We start from the raw sequence: 17,168 nt of genomic DNA, 5'->3' as shown, positions 1-17,168 counted from the left end.
CCTGTACGAAAGAGAAAATGGCATTCATCAATATTCAAGTGCCCGACATTGGCGACTTTGACGAAGTGTCCGTCATTGAAGTGCTGGTCAAGCCCGGCGACACTATCAAGGCCGAACAAAGCCTGATCACCGTGGAAAGCGACAAGGCGTCGATGGAAATCCCATCGTCGCACGGCGGCGTGGTCAAGGACATCCTGGTCAAGCTCGGCGACATGGTCAAGCAGGGCTCGGTCGTGCTGACGCTGGAAGTCGCTGGCGCTGGAAACGCGGCCGCTGCTCCGGCTGAATCCCCAAAACCGGCGCCTGCGCAGGCCGCGCCTGCACCAGCAGCGGCTGGAAAAGTAGCGCCCGCTGCTGCAGCGCCATCGACAACGCCGGCTCCGGCCGCCGCCAGCTTTGGCGGTACGGCCGACCTGGACTGCGACCTTCTGGTGCTGGGGGCCGGCCCCGGCGGCTACTCGGCCGCCTTCCGCGCGGCTGATTTGGGCCTCAAGGTGGTGCTGGTCGAGCGCTACGCCGCGCTGGGCGGCGTTTGCCTGAACGTAGGCTGCATTCCCTCCAAGGCGCTGCTGCATGTGGCCGCCGTGATGGACGAGGTCAGCCACATGGCCGCGCTCGGCGTTGACTTCGGCGCGCCCACCCTCAACATCGACATGCTGCGCGGCCACAAGGACAAGGTGGTGAGCAAGCTGACCGGCGGGCTGGCCGCCATGGCCAAGATGCGCAAGGTCACCGTGGTGCGCGGCTACGGCGCTTTTGCCGGCGCCAACCACCTCGAAGTCGAGGAAACCAGCGGCACGTCGCAGGAAAAGACCGGCAAGAAGCAGACCATCGGCTTCAAGACCTGCATCATCGCCGCCGGCTCACAAGCCATGCGCCTGCCGTTCATGCCTGACGATCCGCGCGTGGTCGATTCCACCGGCGCACTGGGACTGAAGCAAGTGCCCAAGCGCATGCTGATTCTGGGCGGCGGCATCATCGGCCTGGAAATGGGCACGGTGTACAGCACGCTGGGCGCCCGCCTGGACGTGGTGGAAATGATGGACGGCCTGATGCAGGGCGCCGACCGCGACCTGGTCAAGGTCTGGCAGAAGATGAACGCGCCGCGTTTTGACAACATCATGCTCAAGACCAAAACGGTGGGCGCCAGGGCCACGCCCGAAGGGATCGAGGTGACGTTCGAAAGCGCCGAGCCGGGCGGCACCGCGCCCGCGCTGCAAACCTACGACCTGGTGCTCCAGGCCGTCGGCCGCAGCCCCAACGGCAAGAAGATCGCCGCCGACAAGGCCGGCGTCAGCGTGACCGACCGGGGCTTTATCCCGGTGGATATCCAGATGCGCACCAACGTCAAGCACATCTTCGCCATCGGCGACATCGTCGGCCAGTCGATGCTGGCGCACAAGGCGGTGCACGAAGCGCATGTCGCCGCCGAAGTGATCGCCGGCGAACTGCAGGGCAACAAGGAACTGGCGGCAGCGGCCTTCAACGCCCGGGTGATTCCAAGCGTCGCCTACACCGACCCCGAGGTGGCCTGGGTTGGCCTGACCGAAGACCAGGCCAAGGCGCAGGGCATCAAGGTGAAAAAGGGACTGTTCCCGTGGACGGCTTCAGGCCGCGCGATTGCCAACGGCCGCGACGAGGGTTTCACCAAGCTGCTGTTCGACGATTCACCGGAGGCACACGGCCACGGCAAGATTCTGGGCGGCGGCATGGTCGGCACGCATGCCGGCGACATGATTGGCGAGATTGCATTGGCGATTGAAATGGGCGCCGACGCGGTGGACATCGGCAAGACGATTCACCCGCATCCGACGCTGGGAGAAAGCATCGCCATGGCGGCCGAAGTGGCGCATGGCAGTTGCACGGACTTGCCGCCGGCAAAACGTTGAGCGCAACCACCTTCTTGACCTATCACAATGAAAAACCCACCGACTATCACCACTGCTGCCGACCATCTGATCCAGGCACTGCAAGCCGAAGGCGTCACCCATGTCTTCGGCTACCCGGGCGGAGCCGCGCTGCCCATCTATGATGCGCTTGACCGCAGCGGCGCGATTGAGCATGTTCTGGTTCGCCATGAACAAAGCGCGGCCCATGCGGCCGACGGTTATGCGCGTTCCAGCGGCCGCGTTGGCGTGTGCCTGGTCTCCTCGGGGCCGGGCGTCACCAACGCGCTAACCGGCATTGCGACGGCCTTCATGGACTCGATCCCGATGGTGGTGTTGACCGGACAGGCACCCAGCCAGATGCTGGGGCAGGATGCTTTCCAGGAAGTGGACACGATGGGCATCACCCGTTCCTGCGTCAAGCACAGCTTCCTGCTGACGGATCCCGAGAAGATCGAGCAAACGGTCAAGAAAGCCTTCTTTCTAGCCCGCACCGGTCGGCCCGGCCCGGTCCTGATCGACCTGCCGCGCGACATCAGCTCGGCGCCCATGAAACGCTCGTTCGACTACCCCGCCGAGGTCAACATCCGCGCGTACAGGCATGGCGGCAGCATTCCCCAGCGGCAGCTGGCAGCGGCTGCACTGGCCATCGCCGAGGCTAAACGGCCGCTGATCTATTACGGCGGAGGCGTCGTGCTGGGCAACGCTTCGCTGAGTCTGCAAAAGCTCGCGCGCGCCACTGGGGCGCCGGTGACCAGTACCTTGATGGGCTTGGGTGCGTTTTCTGCCACTGACCCGATGTACCTGGGGATGCTGGGCATGCACGGCCTGTATGAAGCGAACCTGGCGATGCAGCATTGCGACGTGTTGATCGCCATCGGCGCCCGGTTCGATGACCGCGTCATTGGCGACCCCAAGGACTTCATGCGGCCCCAGCGCAAGATCATTCACATCGACGTGGATCCGACCTCAATCTCCAAGCGCGTCGCGGTGCATATCCCGATTGTGGGCGAATGCGCCCAGGCCATCGATCTTCTTCTGGAGCACCTCGAACCCCATCCGCTAGACGCTGGCCGCTTTGCCCCTTGGCTGGCGCAAATTGAGGCGTGGCGCGCGCTGCGCTGCCTGGACTATCAGAAATCTGACCGGATCAAGCCGCAGCATGTGATCGAACTGCTTTCCCAAATGCCGGGTGCCGAGGACTTCATCGTGACCTCCGATGTCGGCCAGCACCAGATGTGGACGGCGCAGTATTTCAAGTTCAGGAAGCCGCGCAAGTGGATCAACTCGGGCGGACTGGGCACCATGGGCTTCGGCCTGCCAGCTGCCATCGGCGCGGCCATGGCCAATCCGGGCGCGACGGTGATCTGCATCACCGGCGACGGCAGTATCCAGATGTCCACCAAAGAGTTGTCCACCTGCCTGCAATACCGTCTTCCGATCAAGGTCATCTGCCTCAACAACAATTTTCTGGGCATGGTGCGCCAGCAGCAAGAGCTATTCCATGAAAACCGGCGCTCGCAGTCTTACATGGAATCGATTCCTGACTTTGTCGGGATGGCTGAAGCCTATGGCCATCGTGGCCTACGCGTAAAAAGCAGCCTTGATTTGCCGCAGGTGCTTGCCGATGCCGTCCATGATTCAGACAACCTGGTGTTTGTCGATGTTTTGATCGACCGTACCGAAAACGTTTTTCCGACACTGGCCAGTGATAAACCGCTGACGGCCATGATGCTCAGGCCGCAAGTCGTCTCCGAGGATCTATGAAAGATCCGCAACAGCAATGACTGAACATGCGCCAACTACAGCAGGTAGGCTCGCATGAAGCGCACGAGAGTGAAATTCATCCACTCCCGCACCTCTAAATTAGTTCATCCAGAATTGGGATCGGCATTTATGACACTGTAGGACTAGTGTCGCGTCAAGCGTATAAAGCCTGCTCTCTTCAGAGTAAGGCGTACCGACAGTTTTCTGATGACGCGACACTAGAGCCGGTCATGGCGTACGCTCCTGCTTGTTCAAGTGGGTTGATAGACGCCTCAACTTCGTCACATTGCGGGTCAGCTTGGGTAGGGGCGTCCATCCCATTGATCTGCGACAACAATTGCGTTACCAGTAAGTGGGAAGTTTCTTGGTATTCAGATTGTCATTGCAAACGCAGGCTTGCCAATAATTGCTTAGGCAAGTATTATTTGAGCCATGGATTCAAAGCAAAACTCTACTTCCTGCAGTGACGCACCGTCAAACCCTTCGGCCGATTTTTACCGGGCAGAAAGTTATTCGCCCGATGACAGCGTCGGCTACATGATGCGCCGCATCATTTCGTTGGTTGCGCAAGGCGTCGAGCGCGAACTCGAACCCTCGGGTCTGACCAATGCGCAGTGGGTGCCCATGCTCAAGCTCTACATGGGCTGCGCTTCGACGGCGACCGAACTGGCGCGCCAGTGCGAACTCGACGCTGGCTCGATGACGCGGCTGCTGGACCGGCTGCAGGCCAAGCAGCTGTGCAACCGGGTGCGCTCGTCGGATGACCGGCGCGTGGTCAACCTAGAACTAACCGATGCTGGCCGCGCGGCTGCCAAGGAGATTCCGGGCATTCTTTGCAGCATGCAAAACGCGCTGCTAACCGGTTTCTCGGCCGAAGAATGGCAAACCCTCAAGATCTATGTGCGCCGCATGCTCGATACGGCGCAAACCCTGCAGGCACAGGTGGAAAAAAATGACAAATAAAACCAACGCACCATTTCGCGAAGACACAGCACAGATTTTAATTGTATTGAAGCAGGGTCCTCGCAAAATTCAGAAAAAATCGTATGGCAAGGATTGGCTCGTCAGCTTGAAATCTTAGACGCCAATTAAAATTCGTCAGGAAAAGATAAAAACAACTCAATCCTGACGCTATTTTTCAAGCATCGTCACACCTTACAGTACGATTTTTTCCCTTTTCTGAAGTGATCCCAAGCAGGCGAATGGGCAGCTGGACATGCCGGCTTCACGTGCCTCGCTGCGCATGGCGCTGGTGGCTTTCGCACTAATCGCCACCGGTATCACTGGCTGCGCTGACATGACCGGCATTCAATCTCAGGGCAGCCTGCGCGATGTAACGTCACTGAGCTTGAGCGCAGTCACTGTGCCAGTGCCGGTCATCGCCGAATGATGGCTCGACTTTGGCGGCGAAACGTTCAATCGCTTGGTGGCCCAGGCGATGCAGGACAGCCCGAATCTTAAGGATGTGGCCAGAAATAACTACTCTCTATCTGATCAAAATTCAGGTGCTACCCAACGGGTGACTTGCCGAGGCGAAGCCGCTACGTAAAATCCATGAATGACCACACAGACGGGTTACGGACAAGACGTTGAGGTCAAGATGAAGCGGCCGTTCGCGACGCTGTCGTAAAATGACCGGCAGCGATATGCGGCCATAAAGGCGGCCAAGTTCGGCAGCGGCACTATCTCAAGCCTGTTGGGCGTGGATGCCAAGACGGTTCGCCGCGGGCTCACGGAAGTTGGCACTGCAAGGCGCTCCCGCGCAAGGCCGGGTTTGAAAAAAGGTGGTGGACGCAAGCAGTTGATGGAGCGGTCTCGTGCCGCGAGGAGTTGGTCAAATCCATCAAAAACAAACCAACCTGGTTGAACCGTTTCTCCGGCAGGGACAGGTAGCTCAACCCGCGGCGATCCGGTTAATAGCAATCCATCCTCGCACCACTGGCGGATGCCAGATGCTGCACCATCCTGTCGAACAGGAGTTTGACCCGCATCAGCTCCAGTCGAGCAGTCGGCACCATGATTTTCACCCAGCGTTCTACCAACGGGAATTGCTCCAATACAGGAACGAGTTGCCCGGCCAGCAGCGCATCCGCAACAATCGGTAGTGCAAGCTGGACAATCCCCTGGCCATCGCAGGCGGCGGCGCACAAATATCCGGCATCATTTGTTTTGAGAACAGGTCGCACGTCCACTTCTATGCGCCCATCCGGCGAGTTGAACCCCCAAATCGGTCCAGCTAGGGAAAATGCGAGGCAAGGGTGATGAATCAGGTCGCGGGGATGCAGTGGCGCATCGCACTGGGCGAGATAGGCAGGGGCCGCGCAAAGAAGCCGGGGAAAGGGCCGGATGACCTGCTCGATGACGTCCGGGTAGGCCATTTGATCCATCCCGACCGCAATATCGAATCCCTCCGTCGCTGGATTGCCACCCCGGTCAGAGGCAATGATCTCAAAATGGACGAGCGGATTTTGGGCGCGGTAGACGGCAAATAGGTCACTAAGCCCCTGCCGGATCAAAACGGCTGGAGCCTTGATCCTGATCGGTCCTTCGATGCTGCCGGGGCTCAGAATCGCACCGCTGACCATGTCGTTGTAGGACCGGATCAGTTGGCGTGCATGGATAAGATAGCTTTGCCCCGTGTTTGTCAACGTCAATCGCCGGGTTGATCGGTCGAATAGCGTCGTTTTGAAATCCCACTCGAGCGCGTCGACCCTCTTCATCATGACCGATGGTGAGGCATACGAGTTGCGCGCGGCTGCGGAGAAGTTACCAGCGTCGGCTGTCGCGATGAAAGCCTTTAGCTTGAGTAACATATCCATAGGAAGAAGCGGTCAAGATGAAGTTATGGTTTCAGACTCAATAGCGCGACGAATTTCGATGTTCGTCCACAGGCGGTCGTGGTGCGACCGACAATTATCACCTAAAGACCCAATTCCATTGACCACACACCAGTGCTCGAGATAGAACAGCGCAAAATCCGCAATGCTCATTTTCTCGAACAGCCAGTCCTTGCCGTTGATCTGCCGTTCTGCTCGATCGAGTCCGGCTTGGAATACCCCGAGGCCGAACGACTTGACTGTCGCGTGGTCCGATTCGCTTGGCGCAAATTTTTCGGGCCGGCGAACACGCGTATAGCCTTGCATGTGCACGGTAGACACAAGATATTCGGTCATTTCCAGCACGCGAATCTCGCCTTCCATATCCGTCGGGATCAATTCTTTTTCAGGATTCATGCGGGCGAGATAAAGCGCTACTACTGGAAACTCGGTGAGAAGCGATCCGTCATGACGAATCAGGGCTGGGACTTTTCCCTTGGGATTGACCTGCTTGTAGGCCTCGAACTCGGGCGTTCCCGGACGAGCCGCCTTTTCGATCTCGAACGGCTGGCCGATCTCGGCGAGCAAAGCGTGTATTCCGATCGAGCATGCACCGGGCAAAAAGTAAAGTTTCATACAACATTCCGTATGTGATGGGGGATGGGGAGCAGCGACTTGCGACAGAGTCGGTATGAGGGCGTTGCATCGACTGGCTGACTCCGCAGTCCGCGCAAACACCTGCGTTCACTTCGTCTAAACGATGAAGGTTTCCAGGACACCGATGCCGTCCACCCCTGCTTCTACCCGGTCGCCGGGCTTGAGGTACCACGCGCTCGGGTCTGGCTTGTGGTGCAAGGCCACGCCTTCGGGCGTACCTGTGCTGATCAGGTCGCCGGGAACCAGCCCGAAACGAGACCAGAACGCCACCATGCGCTCGAAGTCGAAGATCAGGTCGCGGCAGTCGGAGTGCTGGCGCAATTCGCCATTAACCTTCAGCCACAGGACCAGGCCGTTGGGGTCGGGGACTTCGTCCGCGGTGAGGATGTAGGGCCCAAGGGGCCCGAAGCCGGGGAAGTTCTTGCCCAACATGATCATGCCGTTGTGCATTTCGCGCAGCTGCCATTCGCGTGCCGACAGGTCGTTGAAGATGGTGTAGCCGAAGATGGCGCTGGACGGCTCGATGTCGCTGTCCACATCAATGGCCTTGCCCAGCACGAGCACGATCTCGACTTCGTAATCGAAGTCAAGAACGTCCTTGGGACGCTTTACCTGGCTTTTGTGCGGAACCAATGTGCGACCCAGCTTAACGAAGCCTGTTGGAAAATCGCTGTGCAGCTTGCTGCCACTGACCAAGTTGCCCTTCATCGACTCCATCTTGTGGCGCCCGAAATTGCGGCCGGCGCAGATCATGGATTTGGGCGGCACCGGGGTGAGCCACTGCACGCAGTCCGGATCATCCATCCAGGCGGGATCCTGACGATGCGAGGCCCACAAGAGCAATTCGCGCGTGGCGTCCATTGCCGGTGCCTCGCCCTCGATCAGGCCCATTACCGACGACGGCGTAGACGGGCCACTACGGATGGCGGCAGCTTTTGCGACATCGACCAACAACTCACAGCCTAACAAGGAGGTGACGATGCCAAGCCGCTCTGAACCAGCGGAAGATAGGTAGCGAGCGATCTTCATGCGTCGGGTTCCTCCAAAAAGTAGCCGATGCAGGATGTTGCATCGCTGATGTAGTCGCGCTGAAGGACAAATGTTAAAACTTCCAGCATCAGTCCGGCTGGCCCACTGTAAATTTTATCAACGGCGGTTATTTTCATGGCGTGCCTCACGGTTTAATCGACGGTGGCGCCGGTGCGTTTGACCATGGCCGCATAGGCCACTGTGTCGCTGTCGATCAGGCTGGCGAGCGCGGCAGGCGTCATTGGATCTGCCACAAAGCCTACGGTTTCGAATCTTTCCGCAACTTCAGACTGCCTGAGCACATCGTTCAGGCTCTGGTTCAGGGTGCTTACCACGGCAGCAGGCGTGCCCTTGGGTGCCATCAACGCAACCCAGCTGCGCGCCTGTACGCCAGCGGGGCCACCCGACTCTTCCACCGTTGGGACATTGGGCAAGCTTACTGAGCGGATCCCATCCGCAACGGCAATGAACCGCACCTTGCCGGCCTTGAGCAGCGGTCCGGCGGTGGCCAAGGTGCTCATGGTCCAGTCAATCTCGCCGTTGGATACGGCAATGTTGAGCTGCGAAACCTCTTTGTAAGGCACATGCGTCATCCTGGTTCCGCTGGCCGCTGCGAGCTGCGCCGCGCCCAGGTGAGGCGGGCTGCCGATCGCGGTGGAACCATAGGTGACTTTGCCAGGCGTGGCGGCTGCGGCAATCAGATCCTTCACAGTGCGAAGCGGGCTATTGGCCCCCACCATGATAAAAAACGAGGTGCGAAACATGCCGCCCACCGGCACAAAGTCCTCCTTCGGATCATAGGGCAGCTTTTTGAACAGGGATGGGTTGATAGCCAGATGACCGACATCAGCCAGGAAAAGGTCGTGGCCCGTGGGCGCTGCCTGTTTTGCGGCTCCAGCAGCCAGAAAACCACTGGCGCCTGGCCGGGGATCGACCACCACGGCCACTTTCCATATGGCCGACAGCTTGTCCGCAACGATTCGGGTCAGGGCATCGGGCCCACTACCTGCGGAAAATGGGGAAATGATGCGCACCGGCTTCATAGGGAAGGACTGCGCCCAGCTCACCGGTAAAGCTAAACCAAGGCCTATGGCCACAAAGGCAAGTGTTCGTCGTTTCATTTTTGTCTCCTCAATTTCATGGTTTTTTTTGTGCGCGTCATATTCGCCCGGCCAGAATCAGAGGCCCTTCAAGGGACGGAGAGTTCCGGACAGACAAGCTTCGTGCCGCTCACCGCTTCAATCTGATCAGACTTACATCGGTCAATTAACGTTGCGGGTTTGGGTGCTTAAGTCGATGCCACCACGTGGGCGGAATGTTCAAGCCGACCCAAAAGGTGTTTCAGCAGTTGCACTTCGCTCGGGTCCAGACTGCCCTGGACATCGGCCTCGCTAGACTTGCGTATCGCGATTAGTTCCATGACCGAAAGGCGGCCTTCGGAGGTCAACCTGACCTTTGTCTGTCCATCCGTGGAATCGCCTTCGTGAAGCAGGCCACGTGCGACGAGCTTTTGAACGATCTCGGCGGAAATCGTCTGGCCCCGGAATTTTTCGCTACGCGCCACGATCTCAGGCATGCACAACCCATCTTCCCGACCAATGATGCTGAGTACGGCATACTCTTCTGCCGTCCAGCCATGGTGCTCCAGCTCATCAACCACGGCCTGCCGTGTCCGGAAGTAGGCGTTCGAGACCTGGTACAGCAAATCATCCGACGACAGATTGCTGAGCGCATCCGCCGAATCCGCCGCCGGGGCCGATTGCTTGGGCAGCAACATACCATAGCGTCCGCCGTGAAAGACCAGTGGCTTGCGCGCGGAATGGCCGAAATCGACAATCTCGCCGACGAAGATCACGTGGTCGCCGCCCTCGTACTGGTAAGCAAGCTTGCAGGCAAAGCGGGCCATGCAGTCTGGCAACATCGGAATGCCGTCCGGCCCGCGGTCGAGTGCAAGTCCTTCGAAGCGGTCTGCGACCTTGCTTGCAAACCGCCCCGACAGCGCTTCCTGATCGGCAGACAGGATGTGCACGGCGAAATGCCCGCTGTTGCGAAAAGCATCGATGTTTGCGGAGGTGCGGGCCAGGCTCCAGAGCACCATGGGCGGGTCCAGCGACACGGAGGAAAAGCTGTTCGCTGTCAAACCGATATCGGCCCCGGTTGGCCCGGCCGTGGTGACAATCGTCACGCCCGTGGCGAACGAGCCAAATGCGTCCCGCAAGCTGCGTTTGTCAAAGCTAGTTGTGACAGCGCTGCTACGCGCTTCAATCGTGGTGGCCATCTGTGTCGTCATTTTGAATGTCTCCGATTTTTTGGGTCGATGTTGTCCCGCCAAGGCGGGGGCCACCGAAGCGGCCCCGTGCAGAACTATTGAGCGGCCCTGGCGCGCGCTTTGTCTGCCAGGTAGTTCTCAAGCGTCGCCATGGGACCCCGCTTGCCATCGAGTTCCACGACCGGAACGTCGCTGAAATGGGTGGCTTCGGTGAACCAGCACTCCTGGGGTGGCAAGCCCCAGCGCAATGACAGGCCGGGCTTGCTCATGTCCCACAGCACGGGTTCAACCTCGCTATCGATCAGTGCATAGTGATCGCAGAACAATTCCACCCGATGGCCATCGGGGTCCCTGAAGTAAACGAAAAACACACCCGCCGGGCCATGCCGTCCTGGCCCTCGCTCCACCGAATCGCCAAAGCCCAGATTGCCGGCAACATCGCAGGCGCGCAGGATGCTGTGCGAATCGGAAACGGTGTAGGCAAAGTGATGCAGGCGCGGGCCCGGGTTCTCCAAAAAGACGATGTCCTGGGTGCTGTGCTTGCGAAACATGAAGGTCACAATCAGTTTGTCATCCAGCGCCATGTACTCTGAAATGCGAAACCCCATTTCGGCATAAAAATCGGTCTGAGTCTGCACGTCTGTCACGGGCACTTGGTAGTGGTCGAAGCGCATGGCAGCGCCGCCCTTGAAGTCCTGGAATTGCGTGTATAGACGGGGCATCACCGACATGGTGGCGCACAGCTGCAGCGGCGTTCCGGCCGGGTCGTTCACCAGGAGCGTGCGGCCCTGGTGGGGCACCTCGATCCAACGCGCCGGCAGACCCTTGGCCTTGAAGAAATGCTCGGCCTTGTCCAGCTCTTCATCCGTCAGCACCCGCATGCCGATGGCTTCACATTCATGCCCCTTGCTGCCGCTGCGCTTGATGACCAGGCTGTGGTGGCACACCTCTTCCAATCCACGGAAGTAAAGGGTGTCAGCGTCGCGGTCGGTCAAGACAAGTCCCACGACCTGTTCATAAAAGTCCCGGCTAGCCTCGAGATCGCGCGAGGTGATGACGGCGTGGCTCGCCCGGGTGATGTTAAAGGGTGGATAGAAAACGGGTTTGGGAAGTGGCATGGTGTGTCTCCTGTTGTATATTTAAATGCGAGCGAACGCGGCCTCGTCGCTGAGGTCGAGGGGACCCGTCAAGCGACCAGTCATGTTGTACCAACCGATGCTGAACAAAAGCGCCAGACTCTGCTGACTGCCCAGTTCGCGGTGCACGGCGTTCCAGACTTCGGGGCTCACCTGCGCTGGCGCACGGGTCGCATCCCGTGCCAGACGAAGCACGGCTTTTTCAAGCTCTGAGAAGAGGGCGCTCTGTTCGAAATCCCAAAGCGCCAGCATTTTCTCCTTCGAAACGCCCTCCTTGATGGCCCGATTCCAATGCGGGTTGTGTTCGTAACTTGTGCCCATGGTCTGGCACGTCATGACAATGGCCATCTCCCGCAATTTGGGATCGATGCCATAGCCCTTGCGAACCGCATCGGCCATGGGTAGGAAAGCCTCCAGGATTTCCGGGCAAATGGCAAGCGTCCGGTAGATTTCCGCATTCGGCGCGTGACTGCGCTTGGCCTGGAGAAGCGCAAATGCCTCGGGTTCGTCGGCTGGCGTGGGAAGGGGGATACGGGCCATGCTGCTCTCCTAGGCGCCGTTGATCCGCTGCTCCCACTCACCATTGCGATCGAGGAACGCCCAGACACGGTCTTGTGCCTCGCGGGCGCCCGGATACCGCTCGCCGCGCATGGCGGCATTGCGCCAGGGATCGCCCGAGAAGAATTTTTCGTACAGATTCTGCCGCCCGGCAAAGGACGAGCAAGACGCATCCCAGGCAAGCCGCGTCAGCTGCATCCTGCGTTCGGCCGGAATGTCGGCCCCGGCGCAATAGCGTTCGATGGCCGGGCCGCTTTCGCTGTGCAGGTCCTCAACGGAGGGCGCCACGACCAGGTTGCCAGCGCCCAGGAATTGCAGGATCTCCAGCGCGCGGGCATGCATCGCCGGATACTGAGCGCGCACCACATTGAGCGGCTGCTCATAGGGAACGACCGTGCCATTGGGCCCAGGAATGCAATCAATTTCTGCCACGCGGACCAAGGCTCGCAAGGTCTCTACAAAGGCTACCAATTCCGCCAGTTGAACCATCACGTTGGGGAAGTGGCTGTGGCTCACTTCCACCAGGTTATAAGCAATGCCCAGCAGGAATTCCATCTTCGCCAAAGAGCGCGTGGCCGACTGGTGTGAACCATGCGGGCCGGAGGGCGACTTCATCGCGGCTTCCACGGCCTTGATGTTGCGGTACATGAACACGCGCTCCCACGGCACAAAGCAGTCTTCAAACCAGAGCACCGCGTCCATCTCGTCCATGCGCCCCGAAAGGGGGTCGTTGGCGAACTTTCCCGTCGTGGGGTAGGAGGGGCGGCAGATCATCTTCATGCCGGGCGTGTCGATGCTGACGGCAAACCCGACCGCATAGGCTTCGGCGTCCGCCACCAGCGGGAATTTCGCGGCCGCCGGCATGATGAGCACCTCGTTGGCCAGTGGGCCGAGGGTGGCCACCGAACGGGCGCCCGAAACGTAGATGCCGGCATCGGATTCGCGCACGACCCGCATCACCATCTCACCGGGCTGCTCGAACATCTGCTTGCGCTTATCGATGTCCGGCGACACCAGCGAGTGTGTCAGCGCCAGGTCGTTTTCCCGAATGTATTCATGGTAATTGACAATGTTCTGGGCAAACCGTTCGCCGCCCACCGCAAACACTTCGTGTGCCGAGGCGTGGGCGCTGACCATCACGTTGAGGAAATCAGGCGTGCGACCCATCATGCCGCCCACGGCATCCATCCAGGTCTTCATCATGTCACGCCGGCGTCGCAGATCTTCGGCAGAGCGTGGCTGGATGAAGGACATGCCCACGCGCGCGCCGGAGGTCGGCGAGGTGAAGGTCATCTTGTCCGACAAAGCGGGATCGCATTGGATGTCATAAAGATCTGCGATGGATTGAATCGCGCCACGAAAGCGCCGGTCAACCGTCACATCCTTGATGCGTTCTCCATCAATCCAGACGGAGCGGCCGTCTTGGAGCGATGCGATGTAATCGGCCCCGTTGCGCACGCCTTTTCTGGCTCCATTCATGGCAGTCGATTTGATATCCATATTTATAGTCATATCCATTGGTATTGCTCCTGTCGTGTGAAACACCTGGCTTTGGCCTCATGCTTCTTTGTTTTACATGCGGAAAAAGGCTGAATCGGACACAAGCGACATTTCGTTGCCTGGGCTCACCTCGACACTCTTACCGTCGTGCATCTGTCAAATTCCGATCGAACGATACTTGAGATCGATCAATAAATGAATACGCTTTATTGAACGAGGACTTGATCCAAAACGGAAGAGATCGCACTGCCTGAGCTTGCGGATAATGACTTCAGCGCTTGACGCTGATCGGCTGCGGTGGAGCCCGCCAGCAGCGACCTAAGCGGTCAATCCGGCACATTCTTGTTGCTGCCTGAGTCGGCCATCACAGTGACACCTCTTTCATTCATCGAGGAGTCCTCATCGCCCAGATGAGTCGCACGCCGCAGCGCCGCCGGGGGGCGGATCGCCAACCAGCATCTCGCCGTAATACCAGGCGCGCTGCGTAATCGCGGCACGCGTGAAATGCATGAGGGGTACAGTGGAATGCGGTGATTGGCTCGGGGCGTGCTGGCTCGGGGATGCCACTACTGGCCTAGCCAGCGCGAGTCCAGCCAGTGGCCCTCGTCGAAGGTCGTCTTGACGCACTCCGTCAAAATGCTGACCACACATCGCACCGGTGCAGTAGCCTGCCGGCTGCTTGGCATGACCAGCACGATGGTGCGCCGAAGACCGGGCGCCGCGAGGGGGGCAGCACTCAGGAGGCCGCGTTCGACTTCCTGTGCGACGCCCACCACAGGAAGAATGGTCCAGCCGTAGCCTTCTGCGACCAGGGCTTTCTGAACACTCAATGAATTGGTTTCGGCGAACACTTGCAGCGTCACGCCTGCCTCCAATGCCGCATGTTCGATGGCCGCCCGCAGGCCTTGCGGTGCAGCGGGCAGGATGAAGGGCTCGCGTGCCACGCGTGCCAACTGCAGTGGCCGCTTTCGGGATAGCTTGGCCGATGGCGGTGCCACGATCCAGAGGCTCTCCTCAAGCAGTTCTTTCACGTGCAGTGCGGGCGTTTCCTTGCGCCCGTACAGAAGGGCGGCATCGATTTCCCCATTCTCGAGCCAGTCCTGCAGATGCCCGGCGTAGCCGATCAACAGCCTCAGGCGAATGTGGGGATAGCGTTGCACGACCTCGGCGGCCAGTTTCGTCGCAAGCAGGTCCGATGTGCTTGCCAGCAACCCGATGCTCACAATGCCCGAGACCGGGCTGTCGGTAGGTTGAATTTCGGCCTTGGCGCGCGCCACTTCGTTGAGGATGCGGCGCGCGTATTCCAGCATGGTTTTGCCCGAGGGCGTGAGTTGCATGCCATGGCGGCGTTCAAACAGCTCGGTGCCGAGGTCTTCTTCGAGCATGCGCAACTGGCGCGACACCGCGGGTTGCACCAGGTTCAACAAATTGGAAGCACGCGTGACATTGCCCGTTTCGGCCACGGTGATAAAAGCGCGCAGTTGTTTGAAATCCATCTTTTTCTCAATACCGAAAGTTGATAGGTTGATCAGAAATTTCTATTGTTTTAAAAATTGATCAGATATTACTATCGAACAACTTCATTAACTTTTTACGCAAACATGACCGCATCCATCTTCTCCGCGCCTGACCAGTACCAGGAACTTCGTGACGCGGTACGCGGCCTGTGCAGCCAGTTTCCTGCCGAATATCACCGTCAGATCGATGAAAAGCGCGAATACCCTGAGGCGTTTGTCAACGCCCTCACCAAGGCGGGCTGGCTGGCCGCATTGATTCCGCAGGAGTTCGGCGGACCGGGCCTTTCCATGGCCGAGGCCTCAGTGATCATGGAAGAGATCAACCGTTCGGGCGGCAATTCGGGCGCCTGCCATGGGCAGATGTATGTGATGAACACGATTGTCTTTAGTGGAACCCCGGCTCAGAAGGAGTTTTACCTGCCTCGCATCGCGTCGGGTGAGCTGCGCGTGCAGTCCATGGGTGTAACAGAGCCCACCACCGGCAGCGACACCACCAAACTCAAGACCACCGCCGTCAAAAAAGACGGCCGCTGGGTCATCAACGGCCAGAAGGTCTGGATATCTCGCGTGCAGCACAGCGACCTGCTCATCCTGCTGGCGCGCACCACTCCCCTGGATCAAGTGCAAAAGAAGAGCGACGGTCTCTCGTGCTTCATCGTCGAGTTGGACAAGGCGATCGGCAAAGGCCTGACAGTGCGGCCCATCCCGAACATGGTTAACCACGAGACCAACGAGCTGTTCTTCGATAACCTGGAACTGCCCGAAGACGCGCTGCTGGGCCAGGAGGGCAAGGGTTTGAAGGTCATCTTTGAGGGACTGAACGCCGAGCGTACGTTGATTGCTGCGGAGTGCATTGGCGACGGCTACTGGTTTTTGGAAAAGGCCTGCAACTACGCCAATGAGCGCAAAGTGTTCGGGCGATCGATTGGGCAGAACCAGGGCATCCAGTTTCCGCTGGCTGAATCTTTCATCGAGCTAGAAGCCGCCAATCTGATGCGCTGGCGCGCCTGCGAGAAGATCGATGCGCGACAGAACGCCGGCGTGGAAGCCAACATGGCCAAATACCTGGCGGCCAAGGCGAGCTGGGAGGCCGCGAATGCCTGCCTGCAAACGCACGGCGGTTTTGGGTTTGCCTGCGAATACGACATAGAGCGCAAGTTCCGCGAGACACGCCTATATCAGGTCGCGCCCATCTCAACCAACATGATCCTGAGCCATGTGGCCGAGCACGTGCTTGAACTTCCCCGTTCCTACTGATCTCAGGGGGATCATTGATATGAAAGTTCTCGTTCCCATCAAGCGTGTTGTCGATTACAACGTCAAAGTCCGCGTCAAATCCGATGGCACGGGCGTGGAGATCGCCAATGTCAAGATGAGCATGAACCCGTTTGATGAGATCGCCGTCGAAGAGGCGATGCGGCTGAAGGAAAAAGGCGTCGCCACGGAAGTCATCGCCGTCAGCTGCGGCGTTGCCCAGTGCCAGGAAACGCTACGCACGGCCATGGCCATTGGCGCGGACCGCGCCATTCTGGTCGAGACGTCAGAAGAATTGCAGCCGCTGGCCGTGGCCAAGCTGTTGAAAGCCCTGGTCGATAAAGAGCAGCCGCAGCTCGTCATCCTGGGCAAGCAGGCCATCGACGACGACTGCAACCAGACCGGCCAGATGCTGGCGGCCCTGCTGGACTGGGGACAGGCGACGTTTGCCTCCAAAGCCGAAGTGGCTGATGGCGTTGCCCGGGTCACCCGTGAAGTCGATGGCGGGCTCGAGACGCTTTCCTTGACGCTGCCAGCGATCATCACGACCGATTTGCGTCTGAACGAGCCGCGCTACGTGACGCTGCCCAACATCATGAAGGCCAAGAAAAAGCCGCTGGAGCGCGTCTTGCCGGCCGACCTGGGCGTCGATGTGACCCCGCGCATCAAGACCCTGAAGGTCAGCGAGCCCCCGAAGCGCAGCGCCGGCATCAAGGTCGCCGACGTGGCCACCTTGGTCAGCAAGCTCAGGAACGAAGCCAAAGTGATCTAAGGAACCG

General features: G+C 59.2%; 16 protein-coding genes. 6 read left to right on the top strand and 10 right to left on the bottom strand.

The features are described from left to right. The first annotated feature begins 17 nt into the window (after nucleotides 1–17). From lpdA to EC86_RS29110, 4 genes are all read left to right on the top strand, one after another. Entirely contained in the window at nucleotides 18–1,889 is a 1,872-nt protein-coding gene (gene lpdA, locus EC86_RS0122365) for a dihydrolipoyl dehydrogenase (protein ID WP_029528061.1), read from the top strand. Nucleotides 1,890–1,916: 27 nt separating this feature from the next. Beyond that, nucleotides 1,917–3,653 carry a biosynthetic-type acetolactate synthase large subunit gene (ilvB, locus tag EC86_RS0122360; protein ID WP_029528060.1) on the top strand — a complete coding sequence of 579 codons (1,737 nt, stop codon included), beginning with the start codon at nucleotides 1,917–1,919 and terminating at the stop codon, nucleotides 3,651–3,653. A 432-nt stretch (nucleotides 3,654–4,085) separates the two neighbouring features. Next, nucleotides 4,086–4,616 (top strand): MarR family winged helix-turn-helix transcriptional regulator, encoded by a 531-nt coding sequence (locus tag EC86_RS0122355; protein ID WP_029528059.1) that lies wholly within the window; start codon nucleotides 4,086–4,088, stop codon nucleotides 4,614–4,616. Between the two features lie 253 nt (nucleotides 4,617–4,869). After that, complete coding sequence (locus EC86_RS29110; RefSeq protein ID WP_156955450.1) at nucleotides 4,870–5,043, top strand: hypothetical protein; 174 nt, start codon at nucleotides 4,870–4,872, stop codon at nucleotides 5,041–5,043. 523 nt (nucleotides 5,044–5,566) lie between these two features. Here the strand turns inward: EC86_RS29110 and EC86_RS0122345 are convergent. The 10 genes from EC86_RS0122345 to EC86_RS0122300 form a co-directional block, all read right to left on the bottom strand. Further along, nucleotides 5,567–6,472, bottom strand: coding sequence for a LysR family transcriptional regulator (locus EC86_RS0122345; RefSeq protein WP_029528058.1), 906 nt, complete (start codon nucleotides 6,470–6,472; stop codon nucleotides 5,567–5,569). Between the two features lie 12 nt (nucleotides 6,473–6,484). Next, entirely contained in the window at nucleotides 6,485–7,105 is a 621-nt protein-coding gene (locus EC86_RS0122340) for a glutathione S-transferase family protein (protein WP_029528057.1), read from the bottom strand. Nucleotides 7,106–7,222: 117 nt separating this feature from the next. Further along, nucleotides 7,223–8,155 (bottom strand): fumarylacetoacetate hydrolase family protein, encoded by a 933-nt coding sequence (locus tag EC86_RS0122335; RefSeq protein WP_029528056.1) that lies wholly within the window; start codon nucleotides 8,153–8,155, stop codon nucleotides 7,223–7,225. After that, nucleotides 8,152–8,292, bottom strand: a complete 141-nt coding sequence (locus tag EC86_RS29105; RefSeq protein WP_156955449.1) for a hypothetical protein — start codon at nucleotides 8,290–8,292, stop codon at nucleotides 8,152–8,154. The genes EC86_RS0122335 and EC86_RS29105 overlap by 4 nt, the downstream gene beginning before the upstream one ends. Before the next feature lie 15 nt (nucleotides 8,293–8,307). Next, nucleotides 8,308–9,276, bottom strand: a complete 969-nt coding sequence (locus EC86_RS0122325) for a Bug family tripartite tricarboxylate transporter substrate binding protein (protein ID WP_029528055.1) — start codon at nucleotides 9,274–9,276, stop codon at nucleotides 8,308–8,310. Between the two features lie 167 nt (nucleotides 9,277–9,443). After that, complete coding sequence (locus EC86_RS0122320) at nucleotides 9,444–10,445, bottom strand: flavin reductase (RefSeq protein WP_029528054.1); 1,002 nt, start codon at nucleotides 10,443–10,445, stop codon at nucleotides 9,444–9,446. Nucleotides 10,446–10,519: 74 nt separating this feature from the next. Then, nucleotides 10,520–11,542 (bottom strand): VOC family protein, encoded by a 1,023-nt coding sequence (locus tag EC86_RS0122315; protein ID WP_029528053.1) that lies wholly within the window; start codon nucleotides 11,540–11,542, stop codon nucleotides 10,520–10,522. Between the two features lie 21 nt (nucleotides 11,543–11,563). Continuing rightward, nucleotides 11,564–12,100, bottom strand: coding sequence for a carboxymuconolactone decarboxylase family protein (locus tag EC86_RS0122310; protein ID WP_029528052.1), 537 nt, complete (start codon nucleotides 12,098–12,100; stop codon nucleotides 11,564–11,566). A 9-nt stretch (nucleotides 12,101–12,109) separates the two neighbouring features. After that, nucleotides 12,110–13,597, bottom strand: coding sequence for a 4-hydroxyphenylacetate 3-hydroxylase family protein (locus tag EC86_RS0122305; protein WP_198026880.1), 1,488 nt, complete (start codon nucleotides 13,595–13,597; stop codon nucleotides 12,110–12,112). 587 nt (nucleotides 13,598–14,184) lie between these two features. Further along, on the bottom strand, nucleotides 14,185–15,114 hold the full coding sequence (locus EC86_RS0122300; RefSeq protein ID WP_029528050.1) for a LysR substrate-binding domain-containing protein: 930 nt from the start codon (nucleotides 15,112–15,114) through the stop codon (nucleotides 14,185–14,187). Nucleotides 15,115–15,219: 105 nt separating this feature from the next. Between EC86_RS0122300 and EC86_RS0122295 the strand changes: the two genes are divergently transcribed. Beyond that, nucleotides 15,220–16,392: an acyl-CoA dehydrogenase family protein gene (locus EC86_RS0122295; protein ID WP_029528049.1), complete on the top strand. Its 1,173-nt coding sequence runs from the start codon at nucleotides 15,220–15,222 to the stop codon at nucleotides 16,390–16,392. Between the two features lie 19 nt (nucleotides 16,393–16,411). Next, on the top strand, nucleotides 16,412–17,161 hold the full coding sequence (locus EC86_RS0122290; protein WP_029528048.1) for an electron transfer flavoprotein subunit beta/FixA family protein: 750 nt from the start codon (nucleotides 16,412–16,414) through the stop codon (nucleotides 17,159–17,161). Nucleotides 17,162–17,168 lie beyond the last annotated feature (7 nt).

The sequence above is a fragment of the Polaromonas glacialis genome, assembly GCF_000709345.1.
In the GTDB taxonomy this organism is placed as follows: domain Bacteria; phylum Pseudomonadota; class Gammaproteobacteria; order Burkholderiales; family Burkholderiaceae_C; genus Polaromonas; species Polaromonas glacialis.
Note: the sequence above shows the minus strand (reverse complement) of the source record. Positions and strands in the feature narration are given on the sequence as shown.

What these genes read in the sequence shown, in the direction of transcription:
- EC86_RS0122300 (WP_029528050.1), bottom strand. Translation starts at nt 15,114, where the DNA reads ATGGATTTCAAACAACTGCGCGCTTTTATCACCGTGGCCGAAACGGGC.
- EC86_RS0122340 (WP_029528057.1), bottom strand. Translation starts at nt 7,105, where the DNA reads ATGAAACTTTACTTTTTGCCCGGTGCATGCTCGATCGGAATACACGCT.
- EC86_RS0122315 (WP_029528053.1), bottom strand. Translation starts at nt 11,542, where the DNA reads ATGCCACTTCCCAAACCCGTTTTCTATCCACCCTTTAACATCACCCGG.
- EC86_RS0122320 (WP_029528054.1), bottom strand. Translation starts at nt 10,445, where the DNA reads ATGACGACACAGATGGCCACCACGATTGAAGCGCGTAGCAGCGCTGTC.
- EC86_RS0122345 (WP_029528058.1), bottom strand. Translation starts at nt 6,472, where the DNA reads ATGGATATGTTACTCAAGCTAAAGGCTTTCATCGCGACAGCCGACGCT.
- EC86_RS0122355 (WP_029528059.1), top strand. Translation starts at nt 4,086, where the DNA reads ATGGATTCAAAGCAAAACTCTACTTCCTGCAGTGACGCACCGTCAAAC.
- ilvB (WP_029528060.1), top strand. Translation starts at nt 1,917, where the DNA reads ATGAAAAACCCACCGACTATCACCACTGCTGCCGACCATCTGATCCAG.
- lpdA (WP_029528061.1), top strand. Translation starts at nt 18, where the DNA reads ATGGCATTCATCAATATTCAAGTGCCCGACATTGGCGACTTTGACGAA.
- EC86_RS29110 (WP_156955450.1), top strand. Translation starts at nt 4,870, where the DNA reads ATGCCGGCTTCACGTGCCTCGCTGCGCATGGCGCTGGTGGCTTTCGCA.
- EC86_RS29105 (WP_156955449.1), bottom strand. Translation starts at nt 8,292, where the DNA reads ATGAAAATAACCGCCGTTGATAAAATTTACAGTGGGCCAGCCGGACTG.
- EC86_RS0122335 (WP_029528056.1), bottom strand. Translation starts at nt 8,155, where the DNA reads ATGAAGATCGCTCGCTACCTATCTTCCGCTGGTTCAGAGCGGCTTGGC.
- EC86_RS0122310 (WP_029528052.1), bottom strand. Translation starts at nt 12,100, where the DNA reads ATGGCCCGTATCCCCCTTCCCACGCCAGCCGACGAACCCGAGGCATTT.
- EC86_RS0122290 (WP_029528048.1), top strand. Translation starts at nt 16,412, where the DNA reads ATGAAAGTTCTCGTTCCCATCAAGCGTGTTGTCGATTACAACGTCAAA.
- EC86_RS0122325 (WP_029528055.1), bottom strand. Translation starts at nt 9,276, where the DNA reads ATGAAACGACGAACACTTGCCTTTGTGGCCATAGGCCTTGGTTTAGCT.
- EC86_RS0122295 (WP_029528049.1), top strand. Translation starts at nt 15,220, where the DNA reads ATGACCGCATCCATCTTCTCCGCGCCTGACCAGTACCAGGAACTTCGT.
- EC86_RS0122305 (WP_198026880.1), bottom strand. Translation starts at nt 13,597, where the DNA reads ATGAATGGAGCCAGAAAAGGCGTGCGCAACGGGGCCGATTACATCGCA.